The following is an 18,229-nucleotide window of genomic DNA, read 5'->3' as shown; positions in this document are numbered from 1 at the left end:
CGGACCCGTCAACCTGGACACCTCGGGTGTGCACGGCGCTAAGATGCGCCGCTTTTCGCTGGAGGTGCCCCATGGCACAGACGATGCGACCGAACACCGCCGCGGGTGGTGGCCTCTTCGCCACCGACGGCAAGTCCCACCCGGTCCAGGACACCCTGCTCGTGGTGACCCTGGTGCTGGGCGTGCTGGCGTTCATCACCGGGCTCCTCTCCCACAGCCTGCACCTGCTGAGCTCCTGGGCCGGTCTGGTGGGGATCCTCACCGGGGCGTACGGACAGTGGATCTCCGTGACGACGCGAGAGCGCTTCGGGCTGGTCCTCGGCCTCGGCGCCTCCGCGGTCGGCTTCTATCTCGGCCTGGCGCACGGCGGCCTCTTCGGCGGCCTGTTCAGCTGACGACGGGCACGCCCGGCCGCTCCTTGTGGACGGCGTCCGCCGGACACCGCGGACGCCGCCCGTATGACCGCACGCCCGGCGCCACGGCGGTGAACAGGCCGGGGCGAAGGTTGCGTGCGGCCAGTCTGCGCGCTCCTGGGGCGCAGTAGGCTTCGGCGCGAGAGCCGGAGCCCCTGTACCCATGGGGACACGCCAGCCCGAGGAGCGCCCCGAATGAGCCTGACCCTGAGGACCATCAGTCGAGAGCAGCATCTGGCCTACATCCAGAACCTGCCCGCGGCGAGTCACATGCAGGTCCCGGCCTGGGCAGAGGTCAAGGCGGAGTGGCGCTCGGAGAACCTGGGCTGGTTCGACGACCGCACCGGCGAACTGGTCGGCGCGGGGCTCGTCCTGTACCGCCAACTGCCCAAGATCAAGCGGTATCTCGCCTACCTGCCCGAGGGCCCGGTCATCAACTGGTTCGCGCCGAATCTCGACGACTGGATCCAGCCGATGCTGGCGCATCTGAAGCAACAGGGCGCCTTCTCGGTGAAGATGGGCCCGCCGGTGATCATCCGCCGCTGGAACTCCGAGTCCATCAAGAAGGGCATCCAGGACTCGGACGTCAAGCGCCTGCGCGACCTGGAGGCCGACTTCATCGAGCCCCGCGCCTTCGAGGTCGCCGACAAGCTGCGCCGTATGGGCTGGCAGCAGGGCGAGGACGGCGGCGCCGGCTTCGGTGACGTGCAGCCCCGTTACATCTTTCAGGTGCCGCTCGCGAACCGGTCCCTGGAAGAGGTGCACAAGAACTTCAACCAGCTGTGGCGCCGCAACATCAAGAAGGCGGAGAAGGCCGGGGTCGAGGTCGTCCAGGGCGGCTACCAGGACCTCGAGGAATGGCAGCGGCTGTACGAGATCACCGCGGTGCGCGACCACTTCCGGCCCCGCCCGCTGTCGTACTTCCAGCGCATGTGGACGGCCCTCAACACCGAGGACCCCAACCGCATGCGGCTGTACTTCGCCCAGCACAACGGCGTGAACCTGGCAGCGGCGACGATGCTGATCGTGGGCGGGCACGTCTGGTACTCCTACGGTGCCTCCGACAACATCGGCCGTGAGGTCCGGCCCTCGAACGCGATGCAGTGGCGGATGCTGCGCGACGCCTACGCGCTCGGCGCCACCGTCTACGACCTGCGCGGCATCTCCGACTCGCTGGACGAGACCGACCACCTCTTCGGACTGATCCAGTTCAAGGTCGGCACCGGCGGCCAGGCCGCCGAGTACCTCGGGGAGTGGGACTTCCCGCTGAACAAGCTGCTCCACAAGGCGCTCGACATCTACATGTCGCGCCGCTGACCTGACGCTCTTCGCTTCGACCCCGTCGACACCTTCCATACTTCTGATACACCGCACCCCCGAGAAAGGTTCCAGGTCCGGCCATGGCGCTCACGCTCTACGTCGACACCGCGCGCTGGCGGGCGCACCACAAGCACGTGCAGGAGCAGTTCCCCGGGCTGGTCCCGGTCTGCAAGGGCAACGGCTACGGATTCGGGCACGAGCGGCTGGCCGAGGAGGCCACCCGGCTGGGCTCCGACATCCTCGCCGTCGGCACGACGTACGAGGCCGCCCGCATCAAGGACTTCTTCAGCGGTGACCTGCTGGTGCTGACCCCCTACCGCCGCGGCGAGGAGCCGGTGCCGCTGCCCGACCGTGTGATCCGCTCGGTGTCATCGGTCGACGGGGTGTACGGCCTCGTCGGGGCCCGTGTCGTCATCGAGGTGATGTCCTCGATGAAGCGGCACGGCATCAGCGAGCAGGACCTGCCGCAGCTGCACGCCGCCATCGAGAACGTCCGGCTGGAGGGCTTCGCCATCCATCTGCCGCTGGACCGCACGGACGGTTCGGACGCCGTGGAAGAGGTCATCGGCTGGATGGACCGGCTGCGCGCGGCCCGCCTGCCGCTGCACACGATGTTCGTCAGCCACCTCAAGGCGGAGGAACTCGCCCGGTTGCAGCAGCAGTTCCCGCAGACGCAGTTCCGTGCCCGTATCGGCACGCGGCTCTGGCTGGGGGACCACGAGGCCACCGAGTACCGAGGCGCGGTCCTGGACGTCACGCGGGTCACCAAGGGCGACCGTTTCGGCTACCGCCAGCAGAAGGCGGCCTCGGACGGCTTCCTGGTGGTCGTGGCGGGCGGTACGTCGCACGGAGTGGGTCTGGAGGCACCCAAGGCGCTGCACGGCGTCATGCCGCGCGCCAAGGGCGTCGCCCGCGCCGGCCTGGCCACGGTGAACCGCAACCTCTCCCCGTTCGTCTGGAGCGGCAAGCAGCGCTGGTTCGCGGAGCCGCCGCATATGCAGGTGTCGATCCTGTTCGTTCCCTCGGACGCACAAGAGCCCAAGGTCGGTGACGAGTTGGTGGCCCATCTGCGCCACACCACCACGCAGTTCGACCGGCTCATGGACCACTGAGCGGTCCCCCGAGCAGCCGTTCTCACACGAAAGGCCGTACCCGGCGGTGCCGGGTACGGCCTTTCGCATGACCTCCTGAAATCCCTGTTCGCTCAGAGCGAACCGCTCTGGGGTGCCGACGTGCCCTGTCCGCCCCACTCCACCTGCGGTCCGCCGAAGTCCGCCTCCCGGTGCTGCGGACGAGCCCGGGTGCCGAGGACGAAGACGTCCTCGGCACCATCGAGGACACCGCCCGAGGGGTCGTCGTCGCCGGCGCGGCGCACCACGTCCCGTTCCGGCATGAGGATGTCGCGCACGACGACCGCGCACAGGTACAGCGTGCCCAGCAAGTGCACGGCGATCGCCCAGTGGTAGCCGTCGGTCGGCAGACCCTTGTGGGCGTCTCCGCTGGTCGTGTACGCCAGGTACATCCAGATGCCGAGGAAGTACGCCACCTCGCAGGCCTGCCAGATCAGGAAGTCCCGCCACTTGGGGCGGGCCAGCGCGGCCAGCGGGACCAGCCACAGGACGTACTGCGGCGAGTAGACCTTGTTGGTGACGATGAAGGCCGCCACGATCAGGAAGGCGAGCTGGGCGAAGCGCGGACGGCGCGGGGCGTACAGCGTCAGCGCCGCGATACCGAGGGCGCACAGCACCACGAGCAGCGTGGCCGTGGTGTTGACGAAGTCGGTGCTCGGCGGGCTGGTCGAGTTCTGGGCCCAGATGAGCCAGAAGGAGCCGAAGTCGACGCCCCGGTCATGGCTGAACTTGTAGAACTGCCACCAGCCCTCCGAGGCGAAGGCCATCACCGGCAGGTTCACCACCAGCCAGGCGACGACGGCGCCCGCCAGGGCCTTGCCGAAGTCCCGCCACTTGCCCGCCCGCCAGCACAGTACGAACAGCGGGCCGAGCAGGAAGACGGGATACAGCTTGGCGGCCGTGGCGAGGCCCAGCAGGACGCCGAACGCGACCGAGCGCCCGCGGGACCACATCAGCATCGCGGCGGCCGTCAGGGCGACCGCCAGCAGGTCCCAGTTGATGGTGGCGGTCAACGCGAAGGCCGGCGCGAGGGCGACCAGCATTCCGTCCCACGGTCGCCGGGCGTGTGTGCGGGCCACGCAGACGGCGATGACGGCCGCGCACACCATCAGCATCCCGGCGTTGACCATCCAGTACCACTGTTCCTGGTGCTGGATGCTGCCGCTGTGCGGGGTCAGCCAGGAGGCCACCTCCATGAACACCCCGGTCAGTACGGGGTACTCCAGGTACGGCATGTCGCCGGGGAGCTTGTCGAAGTAGGGCACGAGGCCCTCGGCGAAGCCGCGCCCCTGGTAGAGGTGCGGAATGTCCGAGTAGCAGGCCTTCGTGTACTGCGAACTCGCACCGAAGAACCAGGCACCGTGGTAGCAGGGGACCTTCTGGACCAGGCCGAGGGCGAACATGCCGATCGCGACGAGCGCGACGACCCGTACGGGGGTCCACCAGGACCTCCCGAGCAGGGCACGCCGCCCGACGGGGCCGCCGATCAGCTCACTGCCGGCCGCCGCGACCTCGTCCTCCTTGGTGGGCCGCACCGGGTCCGGCTCGTGCACGCTCGCTTGCGTCGATTCAGCACTGGGCATGGGGCACATCCTGCCGTACGCATCCGGGAAAAGGCCGAGGGCCGCCGCACCCGGCAGGTGCGGCGGCCCTCGTTTCACGTGAAACAACCTCGTGGGGCGGTCAGGCGGCTAGTTGGTCGTGCCTCCGAAGAAGCCTCCGTTGCCGTTGCCTCTGTTGCCGCCTCCGTTGCCGTTGCCATTGCCACTGCCTGAATCGGTCGGTGAGGGCGATGGGCTGCTGCCTCCGTCCGTACCGCCGTCGCCCGTATTACCGCCGTTGCCGTCGCAGCCGAAGAAGCCGCAGCGCGACGGGGTCGGCGAGGGCGTCGGGCTGGGCTCGACCTCGCTGGGCGTGGGAGACGGTGTCGGGCTGGTCTCCTCGGTCGGGGTGGGCGAGGGCGTCGGCGTGGGGCTGGGCACCGGGTTGACGATCTCGCCGATGGGCTCGGGCTTCGGGAACTTCTCGGCCGGCACGCCCTGGAGTGCCTCCAGCATGTAGTCGTGCCAGATCTCGGACGGGAACGAGGCGCCATGGATCTTGTCCTGGCCACCCGTGCCGTACATCTCCTCGAACTTCCGCGACTTGTTCTTCTCGTTGTCGTCCAGCCGGAACATACCGATCGCAGTGGAGAGCTGCGGGGTGTAGCCGACGAACCAGGCGGACTTGTTCCCGTCCGTGGTACCGGTCTTGCCGGCCACCTCACGACCGGGCAGCTGGGCGTTGGAGCCCGTACCCTTCTCGACCACGGTCTTGAGGATGTCCGTGACGTTGTCGGCGACCACCGACGTGAAGGCCTGCTTGGGCGTGCCCCGGTGCTCGTAGATCTGCCCGTCCTTGCTGTCGACCGTCAGGACGGAGAACGGGTCGTTCTGCTCACCACTCTTGGCGAAGGTGGCATAGGCGCCCGCCATGCGGATGGCGCTGGGGTCGGAGATGCCGATGGAGAAGGACGGGAAGCCGGTGCCGGTCAGGCTGTTCTCCTTCAGACCGGCATCGAGGGCGGCCTGCTTGACCTTGTCCAGGCCGACGTCCATGCCGAGTTGCACGAAGGCGGAGTTCACCGACCACTGCATCGCCTCGCGCAGGTCGATCAAGTAGCTCGGGGGCTTTCCGCGCGACTCGTTGCCGTCGTTGGTCTGCAGCCACTCCTCGTCCTTCTCGTTCCTCCAGACGGTCCCGTCGTATTTCTTGATCTTGAGCTTGTTCTTACCGCTGAACCGGCTCTTGGGCGACACCTGGGTGCGTTCGTCCTGTGACTGCGAATCGCCCAGGCTGGGGTCACGGACGCCGTCCCGCATGGCCGCGGCGAGTACGAACGGCTTGAAGGTCGAACCGACCTGGGCACCGGTAGCGTCGGCGTTGTTGGTGAAGTGCCTGGTCGCGTCCTCACCGCCGTAGATCGCCACGATGGCACCCGTCTTCGAGTCCACCGAGGCCCCGCCGAACTGGACGTGCGTGTCCGTCTTCGGGCGCAGCTTGGGGTTGATGTTGGCCTTCTGGACCTTCTTGACCGCGTTTTCGAGCTTCGTGACCTTCTTCTTGTCGAAGGTCGTCCTGATCTTGTAGCCGCCCAGCCGCAGCTTGTCCGCGGTGATGTGGGTCTCGTCACTGTGGGTGACCAGATAGCTGTTGGCCAGGTCCACGAGGTAGCCGATCTGACCGCTCAGCTGGGTGTTCGACCGCGGGTTCTTCCAGTCGGGGAGCTTGGTGTACTTGGCCCGCTCGGTGACGCTCAGATGCTTGCCCTGGACCATCTTGTCGAGCGTGTCCTGCATCTGCGTCAGGGCGCGCTGTGTGTTCTTCTCCGCGGTGGCCCCGGTGGGGTCGATGGAGGTCTGGCCCGCCGGGTCGTAGTACGTCGCGCCCTTGAGCATCGCGGACAGGAAGGCGCACTCGCCCGGGTCCAGGTCGAGGGCGTCCTTGTTGAAGTAGGCGCGCGCGGCCGCCTGGATCCCGTAGGCACCCCGGCCGTAGTAGGCCGAGTTCAGGTAGCCCGCCAGGATCTCTTTCTTGTCGACGGTGGTGCCCACCTTGACCGAGATGAAGATCTCCTTGAACTTACGGGAGATCGTCTGCGACTGGTCGTCCAGCCTCGCGTTCTTCACGTACTGCTGGGTGATGGTGGAACCACCCTGGGTCTGGCCACCGGTGGCCATGTTGAAGAACGCGCGGGCAATGCCCTTGGGATCGACGCCGCTGTCGGAGTAGAAGGTCTTGTTCTCCTGGGAGATGACCGCCCACTGCATCGCCTCGGGGATCTGCGACAGGTTGACGATCTGCCGGTTCGTCTCGCCACCGGTCGAGACCATCGGCGAGCCGTCGGACCAGAGGTAGACGTTGTTCTGCGCGGTCGCGGTCTCGGCGACATCGGGCACACCCACCATGGCGTAGCCGATACCGGCGACCGCCACCATGCTCCCGAGGAAGCCGATGAACAGCCCCGTCACGAGCTTCCAGGACGGCACCCAGCGGTGCCATCCGTCCTTGCCCGCGCGCGGGTAGTCGACGATCCGGTTCTTGGCGGGCGGCGCCGCCCGGCCACGGCCGCGCCCGGGCCCGTTCGGGCCGTCGGGGCGGCCACGACGGCCGCCACCTCTCTGTGCCGCCCGCCGAGCGGCGGCACGACCCTCGTACGGGCGCTCCTCACCTCCCGCGCCATACGAACCCGCCCCCGGGCCCGGCCCTTGGGAACCGGATCCATAGGAATCGGCAGGAGATCCGCTGGCGCCTCGCGGTGCCGCGCGGCGGCCGGAGGACGAGCCGGACTGGCCACGTCGGGCCGCGGCACGTCCGCCTCCCTGCGGCTGCGGCGGTTTGCGACGGTGCTCGCTCATCGAACGATTACTCCTCGGGCAGGCGCACCCTTGCGCGCCTGGAAACGGCGGCTGGTTTCCGGTCCCCCCGAAGTACGGATGTGGTCGGTCGTGTATTCACCCGTACCGCACCGGGGACGGGGACGTCCCCCGGGCGTCACTTGGTTCCCGGCGGTGTGCATGGCGCACAGACTACGCACTGGCAAAACCCGCTGAGCCTCGAAGTTCACCCCAAATCAGGCAACTTGCCTCCGACCGACTTGCGATGTGATCCCGTTCACTCTGCCCCCTCTTGTCGCATCCGGGGCTGGGATCTATCGTCGTGATGTATCGAGTCGATACATCAGTCCGAGATAAGCACCACCAGGGCACCCGGAGCGGCCCCCGCCGCCGCCGGATCGCAGGAGAGAGGAGGCGACGATGAGCCGGCGTTCCGGCATCCTCGAGTTCGCCGTTCTCGGCCTGCTCCGCGAATCTCCGATGCACGGCTACGAGCTGCGCAAACGACTCAATACGTCACTGGGTGTGTTCCGTGCGTTCAGCTACGGGACGCTCTATCCCTGCCTCAAGACGCTGGTCGCCAACGGCTGGTTGATCGAGGAGCCGGGGAACGCTCCTGAGGACGCCGTCTCCGCCGCGCTCGCAGGGCGCCGCGCCAAAATCGTCTACCGGTTGACGGCCGAAGGTAAGGAGCACTTCGAGGAGCTGCTCTCGCAGACGGGCCCCGACACGTACGAGGACGAGCACTTCGCCGCGCGCTTCGCCTTCTTCGGGCAGACGTCGCGCGACGTACGCATGCGCGTGCTGGAGGGCCGCCGCAGCCGGCTGGAGGAGCGTCTGGAGAAGATGCGCACCTCTCTGGCGCGCACCCGGGAGCGCCTCGACGACTACACACTCGAGCTCCAGCGCCACGGGATGGAGTCCGTGGAGCGCGAAGTGCGCTGGCTGAACGAGCTCATCGAGAGCGAGCGGGCCGGGCGGGACCTCAAGGGTTCCGCCTCCGGGGGACCCGCGTCGCTGGACACCACCACTGGAACGACGGGCGGCCTGCCCCGGTCCGGGGAGTCTCCCCGACCGGATACGCCCGACGACACCGCCACGTGAGGTCCCGTCGGGGCTTCACCGAATACACACAGGGAGCAACCGGAATGGGTTCGGTTCGCGTAGCCATCGTCGGCGTGGGCAACTGCGCCGCGTCGCTGGTGCAGGGCGTCGAGTACTACAAGGACGCCGACCCGGCGTCGAAGGTCCCGGGCCTCATGCACGTGCAGTTCGGCGATTACCACGTGCGTGACATCGAGTTCGTCGCCGCCTTCGACGTCGACGCGAAGAAGGTCGGCCTGGACCTCGCGGACGCCATCGGCGCCTCCGAGAACAACACCATCAAGATCTGCGACGTGCCCAGCACCGGTGTGACGGTTCAGCGCGGCCACACCCTCGACGGTCTCGGCAAGTACTACCGGGAGACCATCGAGGAGTCCGCCGAGGCCCCGGTCGACATCGTCCAGGTCCTCAAGGACAAGCAGATCGACGTCCTGGTCTGCTACCTGCCCGTGGGCTCCGAGGCCGCGGCGAAGTTCTACGCCCAGTGCGCCATCGAGGCCAAGGTCGCCTTCGTCAACGCGCTCCCGGTCTTCATCGCCGGCACCAAGGAGTGGGCGGACAAGTTCACCGAGGCGGGCGTCCCGATCGTCGGCGACGACATCAAGTCGCAGGTCGGCGCGACCATCACGCACCGCGTCATGGCGAAGCTGTTCGAGGACCGCGGTGTCATCCTGGACCGCACCATGCAGCTGAACGTCGGCGGCAACATGGACTTCAAGAACATGCTGGAGCGCGACCGCCTGGAGTCCAAGAAGATCTCCAAGACGCAGGCCGTCACCTCCCAGATCCCCGACCGGGACCTCGGCGAGAAGAACGTCCACATCGGCCCGTCCGACTACGTGGCCTGGCTCGACGACCGCAAGTGGGCCTACGTCCGCCTCGAGGGCCGCGCCTTCGGCGACGTCCCGCTGAGCCTGGAGTACAAGCTCGAGGTCTGGGACTCCCCGAACTCCGCCGGTGTCATCATCGACGCCCTGCGCGCCGCGAAGATCGCCAAGGACCGGGGCATCGGCGGTCCGATCCTGTCGGCGTCCTCGTACTTCATGAAGTCCCCGCCGGTGCAGTACTTCGACGACGAGGCCCGCGAGAACGTGGAGAAGTTCATCCGCGGCGAGGTCGAGCGCTAGAGAGCGCTTCACAAAACCGCTCCTGCCAGGGCTGTTGGGCCCCCGTCCGTGTACGCCGTGCGTGCACCCGGGGGCCCTCCCACATGTGAGGCTGTGCCCCATGGCCGTCGTCCGTGACCTGCGTGTCCTGCTGCGCTTGAGGAACTTCAGACGCCTGCTCGCCGTGCGGGTGCTCTCCCAGAGCGCCGACGGCGTCTACCAGGTCGCGCTCGCCACCTACGTCGTCTTCTCCCCGGAGAAGCAGACCTCGCCCGCCGCGATCGCCTCCGCGATGGCGGTCCTGCTCCTGCCGTATTCCCTGGTCGGTCCCTTCGCGGGCGTCCTGCTGGACCGCTGGCGCCGCCGTCAGGTCTTCCTCTACGGCAACCTGGCGCGTGCCGTGATGGCGACCGCCACGGCCGTGCTGATGGTCGCCGCCGTGCCGGACTGGCTGTTCTACGTCTCCGCGCTGTGCGTCACCGCCGTCAACCGCTTCGTCCTCGCCGGCCTGTCGGCCGCGCTGCCGCGCGTCGTCGACGCCGAGCGGCTGGTGATGGCCAACTCCCTGTCGCCGACCGCCGGCTCCCTGGCCGCGTTCGCGGGTGGCGGTCTCGCCTTCGTCGTACGGCTGGCGGGAGCGGACTCCGACGCGGCCGTGGTGCTGCTGGGGGCCGCCCTGTATCTGTGCGCGGCCCTGACCTCGCTGCTCATGGCACCGGATCTGCTCGGGCCCGACCGGGGGCCGGAGCGGACACGGCTGGGCACGGCACTGACCGTCACCGCACGCGACCTGGCGGCGGCTGTACGGCACCTCGCCGCGCCGCCCCGGCGGCAGGCCGCCTGGGCACTGGCCTCGATGACGTTGATGCGTTTCTGCTACGGGGCACTGACCGTCATGGTGCTGATGCTGTGCCGCTACGGCCTGACCTCGAACACACGGGAGGGACTGCGTCTGCTCGGGCTGGCGCTGGCCCTCTCCGGCGCCGGGTTCTTCGCGGCGGCCGTGATGACACCGTGGGCGGCCGGCCGGCTCGGACCGGCCCGCTGGATCGCCGTGTGCGCCGGCTCCGCGGCGCTTCTCGAGGCCGCCCTGGGCCTGCCGTTCGCCACCGGCCCCCTTCTCGTCGCGGCGTTCGTGCTGGGGCTGACCACCCAGGGCGCGAAGATCTCCACGGACACGATGGTGCAGTCCGCGGTCGACGACGGCTTCCGCGGCCGGATCTTTTCCGTGTACGACGTGCTGTTCAACATGGCGTTCGTCGGCGCCGCGGGGGTCGCCGCGCTGATGCTGCCACCGGACGGCCGGTCGGCCCTGCTCGTCGTCATGATCGCCGTGATCTACGGCGCGGTTGCGGCCGCTATGACCCGCTTTGCAGGCCGATAAGTGTCACATCAACGACACAGAGTCCCACCGGGCTACAGCAGTGTCAGTCATGGCCTGTAACTTACGTGCGTCTTATTTCGACAGCATGTTCCTGCCATCATGCCCAAGTTCCAGGGGGACCCCCAAGTGACCACTCCGCCGCCGCCCCAGGGCCAGAACCCGTATGCCCAGGCGCCCAACGCTCCCATGGGGCAGCAGCCCGGTCAGCCCGGATCCCCGCAGCAGCCTTACCCGCCGCAGACTCCGTACGCCCCCTTCCCGCAGCAGCAGGGTGCACCGGTCCCGCCGCCCGTTCCGCCGAAGTCCGGGGCCAAGAAGGCGCTGGGCATCATCGGTGCGGTCGTCTTCGCCATCGTCATCCTCCTCATCAAGTTCGGCATCGGCTGGTGGTTCAGCCAGAACGACGCCGAGACGACCTCGGTGGGTTCCTGCCTGCACAACAAGGGAACGGACTCCAGCCCCGACCTCAAGGAGGTCGATTGCTCGTCCAGTGAGGCGGAGTTCAAGGTGGTCCAGAAGTTCGACGGCTCCTCCGACGAGGACAAGTGCGAAGGCGTCAAGGGGTGGACCATCTCCTACATCCAGTCCGGAGGCGGGCACGACGTGGTGCTGTGCCTGAAGGAGACGCAGTAACACCCGGATGACCCATGACTGAGGGGCGATGTTTCACGTGAAACATCGCCCCTCAGCGTTTCTCGGGCCTGTGTTTCACGTGAAACACAGGCCCTCTTCACACGACCTCAGCCCTGCTCCTCCTGCTCGGCCCACCACTCCTTGAGGGCCGCCACCGCCGCATCGTGCTCCATCGGGCCGTTCTCAAGACGCAGCTCCAGCAGGTACTTGTACGCCTTACCGACGGCCGGGCCGGGCTTGACGCCCAGGATCTCCATGATCTGGTTGCCGTCGAGGTCCGGGCGGATCGCGTCGAGCTCTTCCCGCTCCTGGAGCTGGGCGATGCGCTCCTCCAGACCGTCGTACGCCCGGGACAGCGCGGCCGCCTTGCGCTTGTTGCGGGTGGTGCAGTCCGAGCGAGTCAGCTTGTGAAGGCGGTCAAGCAGCGGGCCGGCGTCGCGGACGTAGCGGCGGACAGCCGAGTCCGTCCACTCACCAGTGCCGTAGCCATGGAAGCGCAGGTGGAGTTCGACCAGCCGTGAAACGTCCTTCACCAGCTCGTTGGAGTACTTCAGCGCGGTCATGCGCTTCTTGGTCATCTTCGCGCCGACCACCTCGTGATGGTGGAAGGAGACCCGGCCGTCCTTCTCGAAGCGACGCGTGCGCGGCTTGCCGATGTCGTGCAGCAGGGCGGCAAGGCGGAGGGCCAGGTCGGGTTCCTCCTCCAGCGCCATTGCCTGCTCCAGCACGATCAGCGTGTGGTCGTAGACATCCTTGTGCCGGTGGTGCTCGTCGCTCTCCAGGCGCAGGGCGGGCAGCTCGGGCAGGACATGACCGGCGAGACCGGTGTCGACGAGCAGGGTCAGGCCCTTGCGCGGGTGGGCCGACAGGATCAGCTTGTTCAGCTCGTCCCGGACACGCTCGGCCGAGACGATCTCGATGCGCCCCGCCATGTCCTTGATCGCCGTGACGACCTCGGGGGCGACGTCGAAGTCGAGCTGGGCGGCAAAGCGCGCGGCCCGCATCATGCGCAGCGGGTCGTCGGAGAAGGATTCCTCGGGTGTGCCCGGGGTGCGCAGCACACGCGCCTCGAGGTCGCCGATCCCGCCGTGCGGGTCGATGAACGTCTTCTCCGGCAGCGCCACGGCCATGGCGTTGACCGTGAAGTCACGGCGGACGAGGTCCTCCTCGATGGAGTCGCCGTACGACACCTCAGGCTTGCGCGAGGAACGGTCGTAGGCCTCGGACCGGTAGGTGGTCACCTCGATCTGGAAGCACCGGTCGACGTCTCCGACGCGGGCCTGCTTCTGCGCCCCAACCGTGCCGAAGGCGATCCCGACCTCCCAGACGGCGTCCGCCCATGGCCGCACGATCTTCAGTACGTCCTCGGGGCGGGCGTCGGTCGTGAAGTCCAGGTCGTTGCCGAGCCGGCCGAGCAGTGCGTCCCGGACCGAGCCTCCGACCAGGGCGAGAGAGAACCCGGCCTCCTGGAAACGGCGCGCGAGCTCGTCGGCGACGGGGGCCACCAGCAGCAGCTCGCTCACCGCGCGCTGCTGCACCTGGTTCAGGGCAGGGGAAGTGTCTTCGTTGGCGTTCGGCACAACAGAAAAGGGTACGTGGCCCGGGCGCTCGACCGCGCCGTCATTGTTCGGGCACCGGGCTCGGCCGGTCCGTCGGGTCGACACCACCGGAGGTCCTGCGGCAGACCTCTCTATTACCTCCTCAAACCCTGCCTTTGTGATGTAACGAACAGCATCCCTGGATACGGGTATATCCAGGGCGTCCATTCGCGTTCAGCGATCTTGGGGCCGCCTCCGTGGCACTTCCCCTCGGCGCACATCGTTACCATGCGTGGACGCACATCCGACGACCACTGACGACGAGGGACGGGCGAGCGCGTGGCCGAGGCGGCAGAATTCCAGGGGACCAGTCCCTCACCTGCCCGCCGCCGGTTGCGGCGTGCCGGGGCGCTGCTCGCCGGAGCGCCGCTGCTGGCCGCCCTGCTCCAGCTGCCCGCCATGCCGTCCGCACATGCCGCCGGGCAGGAGTCCCAGCAGGCCGCGTCGGGCTCGCGCACGGTGGCCGTCTCCCTCGACTCGCTCAGCCCCAGCGCCCCCTCGGACGGGGACACGCTGACCGTCTCCGGCACGGTGACGAACAAGGGCAAGCAGGCCGTCACCGACGCCCACGTGGGCCTGCGCGTGGGCCCGGAGCTGGACACCCGCTCGGCGATCGACAGCGTGGCCCAGCGCACCCGGTTCGAGCCGGGCGCCGACGGCCCCGAGGTCGGCGACAAGTACGTCCAGAAGTTCACCCGGCTCGTTCCGGGCGTCGCCCAGCACTTCAGCGTCTCCGTGCCGGTCGACAAGCTGAACCTCGACACGAACGGGGTCTACGAGCTCTCCGTCTCGCTGTCCGGCCAGACCTCCGCCCAGCCCTGGGAGCAGGTCCTGGGCATCCAGCGCACGTTCCTGCCGTGGCAGCCGAACGACGCGGGCACGAAGACGAAGACGACCTATCTGTGGCCGCTCGTGTCCGACGTCCACATGACGGCCGAGACGGGCCCCGGAGCACAACAGACGCCGGTCTTCCTCGACGACGACCTCGCCAAGGACATCGCTCCCGGCGGACGCCTGGAGCAGATGCTGTCGCTGGGCAAGGATCTCGACGTCACCTGGGTGATCGACCCCGACCTGCTGGCGTCCGTCGACGCCATGACCCGCAACTACCGCATCCAGACCGGCGACGGCACACCCGTGCCGGGCACCCATCAGGACGTCGCCAAGAAGTGGCTCGCCGAGCTCCAGCAGGCGGTGGCGGGCAAGGACGTCGTGGCCCTGCCCTTCGCAGACCCGGACCTGGCCTCCCTCGCCCACAACGGCACGAGCGTCACCGGCTCACTGAGTCAGCTCAAGGACGCCACCGACGTCGCCGCCAGCACGGTGGAGACGGTGCTCCACGTGAAGCCGGGCACGGACTTCGCCTGGCCCGTGGACGGCGCCATCGACCGGTCGATCGTCAAGGTCGCCACCTCCGCGGGCGCCGACAAGGTCATCACGCGCAGCGACAGCCTCCAGGAGACCGGCGGGCTCACCTACACGCCCTCCGCCGCCCGTCCGATCGGCGGCGGCACCACGGCGATCGTCGCGGACGCCCGCCTGTCGACGGCGTTCGAGGGCGATATGACGCAGGCCGGCGCCACCACGCTCGCCGTGCAGCAGTTCCTCGCCCAGAGCCTGGAGCTCGACAGCCAGACGAGCCGGCAGCGCAGCATCGTCGTGGCCCCGCAGCGCATGCCCACCGCTTCCCAGGCCCAGGCCATGGCGCAGGCGCTGACCACGCTCCAGCAGAGCACCTGGTCCCAGTCGCAGGACCTGAACGCGGCCGCCGCGGCCAAGCCGGACCCCGGGGCCACCACGAAGATCCCGCCCACCGCGGACTACCCCTCCTCGCTGCGCAAGAAGGAACTCGGGCGAGCCTCCTTCTGGGCGATCGCCAGGACGCAGGACAAGGTCGACAACTTCCAGGTCGTCCTCACCGACCCGTCCCGGGTCGTCACGCCCTTCGGACGGGCCATGAACCGGGAGATGGCCACGTCGTGGCGCGGCCGGACCGGCGAGGCGTCCAGCTTCCGGGACGGCGTGGAGGCGTACCTCGACGACCTCTCCGAGCAGGTCAAGCTGATCGACAAGTCGGAGACGAAGCTCTCCGGCCGCAGCGCCACGATCCCGGTGACGGTGCAGAACAACCTGGTGCAGGGCGTCGACCACCTGATGCTGCGGCTCACCTCGACCAACCCAACCCGCCTCAAGATCCACGGCAAGGCGTACGCGGAGCAGCCCATCGCGGTCTCCGGCGGGCACAGCCAGTCCGTGAAGTTCCCCACGTCGGCCAACGCCAACGGCCCCGTGACGGTGGTCGCCCAGCTCTACACGCAGGACGGCCAGGAATACGGCGCGCCCGTCACCTTCGACGTGAAGGTCACCGAGATCACGGCCACGGTGATGCTGGTCATCGGCGGCGGCGTCCTGCTGCTCGTCCTCGCCGGCTTCCGCATGTACACCCAGCGCAAGCGGGCGGCGGCCAAGGATGCCGCCCGGGACCCGCACGCCGCCGGGAGCACCGAGGACGCACAGGACGGTGGGGACGGCGCCGGAGAAGCCGGTGAGAGCGCGGACGAGCCGGTAGGCGGTGGGCCGGAGAACCTCGAAGGCACCGCCGGTCGTCTCACAGAAGAGTCCGGCGCCCGGTCCCGGGCGGACGACCCGGAGCAGCCGAGTGACCCGACACCGGACACCGCAGCGGAAAGCGCAGACCCGTCCGGCACGGGTGAGAAAGTGGACCGTTGAGGATGTCGTGGCCCGGAGGGCCCGGGACGATGAGGTGGGGTAAGCATGAACGCGCCGTACGACGGTGACCGCGGCCAGGCCGTGGGCGGCTCGGGTCACCCCGACGCGCCGCCGCCCGGGCACGGCCAGACGCCGCCGCAGCCTCCCGCGGACATGTACCTCCAGGACGCCTACGACGAGGACCCCTACCGGGCGCAGGATCTCACCGCCCAGGACCCGGTCGGCGAGGCGCTGTACGACCGCGCCGCGCACCCTCCGCCTCCCCCCGGTACGAACGGGCCGCAGCAGCCGCTGTACGGCCGCCCCACGCAGTCTCCGTACGCCCCCGACCCGCGTGTGTGGGCGCAGACCCCGCCGCCGGAGCCGTCGGGCCCCACCCAGCGCCTGCCGCACGGCGAGGATCCCCGCACCACGCAGTTCGTCGGCGTCGACGACCTGGTCAGCCACTCCGGCGAGGAGCACCACGAGCCGGACGCCTTCGCCCACCTCTTCCGTGACCAGCAGCAGGGCGGCCGTCCGGACATGCGCCAGGGCGGCTACGGCCACCAGGGCCCGGGACAGCACGGCTACCAGCCACCGCAGGACATGGACGGACGCCCGCAGATGGCCGTCCCCTCGGTTCCCGGTCCCGCCCCGGCCCCGGCCGCCGGGGCGGGACCGATGGGACCGTACGCCGCCGCACCGGCCGTCGCCCAGGCCCCTGCCCCGGCGGCCGAGCCCGCCCCCGCTCCGGCGGCGAAGAAGGGCGGGAAGGCCGCGGGACTGCTGAAGTCCAGCGCCGTCATGGCGGCGGGCACGATGGTCTCCCGGCTCACCGGGTTCATCCGCTCGGCGATGATCGTGGCCGCACTGGGCACGGCCCTGCTGGGCGACACCTTCCAGGTGGCCTACCAGCTGCCGACGATGATCTACATCCTGACCGTTGGCGGCGGCCTGAACTCCGTGTTCGTCCCGCAGCTCGTCCGCGCCATGAAGGAGGACGACGACGGGGGCGAGGCGTTCGCCAACCGGCTGCTCACCCTGGTGATGGTCGCACTGGGCGCACTCACCGCCCTCACGATGTTCGCGGCGCCGCTTCTGGTCCGGATGCTCTCCAACTCGGTCGCCAGCAATCCGGCGGCCAACGAGGTCGGCATCACCTTCACCCGGTACTTCCTGCCCTCGATCTTCTTCATGGGCGTCCACGTGGTGATGGGGCAGATCCTCAACGCCCGGGGCAAGTTCGGCGCGATGATGTGGACACCGGTCCTGAACAACATCGTCATCATCTTCACGCTCGGCACGTTCCTGTGGGTCTACGGCACGGCCGCGAACTCCCACATGACCGTCACGAACATCCCGCCGGAAGGCCAGCGACTGCTCGGCGTCGGCGTGCTCCTCGGCCTCGTCGTGCAGGCACTCGCGATGATCCCGTACCTGCGCGAGACCGGGTTCAAGCTCCGTCTGCGCTTCGACTGGAAGGGGCACGGCCTCGGCAAGGCCGCCATGCTGGCCAAGTGGACGGTCCTCTTCGTCCTCGCCAACCAGGCGGGCGCCCTGGTGGTCACTCAGCTGGCCACCTCCGCGGTCGCCCGCACGCACATCGACGGCACCGGCTTCAGCGCCTACGCCAACGCCCAGCTGATCTGGGGCCTGCCCCAGGCCATCATCACGGTCTCGCTGATGGCTGCCCTGCTGCCCCGCATCTCGCGCTCGGCCGCCGAGAACGACGCCGGCGCGGTCCGGGACGACATCTCGCAGGGTCTGCGGACGACGGCGGTCGCCATCGTGCCGATCTCCTTCGGGTTCCTCGCGCTCGGCATCCCGATGTGCACGCTGATCTTCGGCTCCCAGGGCACCACGGCCGCGACCAACATGGGCTACATGCTCATGGCCTTCGGACTCGGCCTGATCCCGTACTCCGTGCAGTACGTCGTCCTGCGCGCGTTCTACGCCTACGAGGACACCCGCACGCCCTTCTACAACACGGTCATCGTGGCCGCGGTCAACGCGGGTGCCTCACTCCTGTGTTACTTCCTGCTTCCGGCCCGCTGGTCCGTGGCCGGCATGGCGGCCGTGTACGGTCTCGCATACGCGATCGGCGTCGGGGTCGCCTGGCGCCGGCTGCGCCAGCGGCTGGGCGGCGACCTCGACGGCTCCCGTGTGCTGCGGACGTACGCGCGGCTGTGCATCGCCTCGGTGCCGGCGGCACTGGTCAGCGGCGCGGCCTGCTACGGCATCGGCCACTCGCTGGGCCAGGGCGTCTTCGGGTCGTTCGTCGCGCTGCTGGCCGGTGGCGCACTGCTGCTCGGAGTCTTCTTCGTTGCCGCCCGCCGGATGCGCATCGAGGAAATCAACGGTCTCGTGGGCATGGTCCGCGGGCGCCTGGGGCGTTGAGTCGGGGGTAGGCGCACAACCATCGTCCGCAGCCGTGTGTCGTGCATAGCGGCGGACTG

The 18,229-nt window shown here is 68.8% G+C and carries 12 protein-coding genes; 9 read left to right on the top strand and 3 right to left on the bottom strand.

What is annotated here, in order from left to right:
• The first annotated feature begins 71 nt into the window (after window positions 1-71).
• From ACWC91_RS18955 to ACWC91_RS18945, 3 genes are all read left to right on the top strand, one after another.
• On the top strand, window positions 72-395 hold the full coding sequence (locus ACWC91_RS18955; RefSeq protein ID WP_225076427.1) for a hypothetical protein: 324 nt from the start codon (window positions 72-74) through the stop codon (window positions 393-395).
• Between the two features lie 213 nt (window positions 396-608).
• Window positions 609-1,730, top strand: coding sequence for a peptidoglycan bridge formation glycyltransferase FemX (gene femX / locus ACWC91_RS18950; protein ID WP_225076428.1), 1,122 nt, complete (start codon window positions 609-611; stop codon window positions 1,728-1,730).
• A gap of 83 nt (window positions 1,731-1,813) precedes the next feature.
• Window positions 1,814-2,845: an alanine racemase gene (locus tag ACWC91_RS18945; RefSeq protein WP_376501247.1), complete on the top strand. Its 1,032-nt coding sequence runs from the start codon at window positions 1,814-1,816 to the stop codon at window positions 2,843-2,845.
• 92 nt (window positions 2,846-2,937) lie between these two features.
• Here ACWC91_RS18945 and ACWC91_RS18940 read toward each other — a convergent pair whose 3' ends face one another.
• Window positions 2,938-4,446, bottom strand: a complete 1,509-nt coding sequence (locus tag ACWC91_RS18940) for a glycosyltransferase family 87 protein (RefSeq protein WP_450642427.1) — start codon at window positions 4,444-4,446, stop codon at window positions 2,938-2,940.
• Between the two features lie 108 nt (window positions 4,447-4,554).
• On the bottom strand, window positions 4,555-7,260 hold the full coding sequence (locus ACWC91_RS18935; protein WP_450725979.1) for a transglycosylase domain-containing protein: 2,706 nt from the start codon (window positions 7,258-7,260) through the stop codon (window positions 4,555-4,557).
• Between the two features lie 399 nt (window positions 7,261-7,659).
• On the opposite strand from ACWC91_RS18935, the gene ACWC91_RS18930 reads away from it, so the two are divergent.
• From ACWC91_RS18930 to ACWC91_RS18915, 4 genes are all read left to right on the top strand, one after another.
• Window positions 7,660-8,343 carry a PadR family transcriptional regulator gene (locus ACWC91_RS18930; RefSeq protein WP_141359873.1) on the top strand — a complete coding sequence of 228 codons (684 nt, stop codon included), beginning with the start codon at window positions 7,660-7,662 and terminating at the stop codon, window positions 8,341-8,343.
• Window positions 8,344-8,387: 44 nt separating this feature from the next.
• Entirely contained in the window at window positions 8,388-9,470 is a 1,083-nt protein-coding gene (locus ACWC91_RS18925) for an inositol-3-phosphate synthase (protein ID WP_225076432.1), read from the top strand.
• A gap of 100 nt (window positions 9,471-9,570) precedes the next feature.
• Window positions 9,571-10,833 (top strand): MFS transporter, encoded by a 1,263-nt coding sequence (locus ACWC91_RS18920; RefSeq protein WP_376501245.1) that lies wholly within the window; start codon window positions 9,571-9,573, stop codon window positions 10,831-10,833.
• Between the two features lie 99 nt (window positions 10,834-10,932).
• On the top strand, window positions 10,933-11,466 hold the full coding sequence (locus tag ACWC91_RS18915; protein WP_225076434.1) for an LppU/SCO3897 family protein: 534 nt from the start codon (window positions 10,933-10,935) through the stop codon (window positions 11,464-11,466).
• Between the two features lie 107 nt (window positions 11,467-11,573).
• Here ACWC91_RS18915 and ACWC91_RS18910 read toward each other — a convergent pair whose 3' ends face one another.
• Window positions 11,574-13,046 (bottom strand): CCA tRNA nucleotidyltransferase, encoded by a 1,473-nt coding sequence (locus ACWC91_RS18910; protein ID WP_225076435.1) that lies wholly within the window; start codon window positions 13,044-13,046, stop codon window positions 11,574-11,576.
• Window positions 13,047-13,343: 297 nt separating this feature from the next.
• On the opposite strand from ACWC91_RS18910, the gene ACWC91_RS18905 reads away from it, so the two are divergent.
• Together ACWC91_RS18905 and murJ are read left to right on the top strand one after the other, a co-directional pair.
• Window positions 13,344-15,794 (top strand): DUF6049 family protein, encoded by a 2,451-nt coding sequence (locus ACWC91_RS18905; RefSeq protein WP_225076436.1) that lies wholly within the window; start codon window positions 13,344-13,346, stop codon window positions 15,792-15,794.
• 45 nt (window positions 15,795-15,839) lie between these two features.
• On the top strand, window positions 15,840-18,170 hold the full coding sequence (gene murJ, locus ACWC91_RS18900) for a murein biosynthesis integral membrane protein MurJ (protein WP_450640999.1): 2,331 nt from the start codon (window positions 15,840-15,842) through the stop codon (window positions 18,168-18,170).
• Window positions 18,171-18,229 lie beyond the last annotated feature (59 nt).

This window comes from Streptomyces sp. NPDC001204 (assembly GCF_053598035.1).
This window is presented reverse-complemented; position numbering and strand designations above follow the sequence as displayed.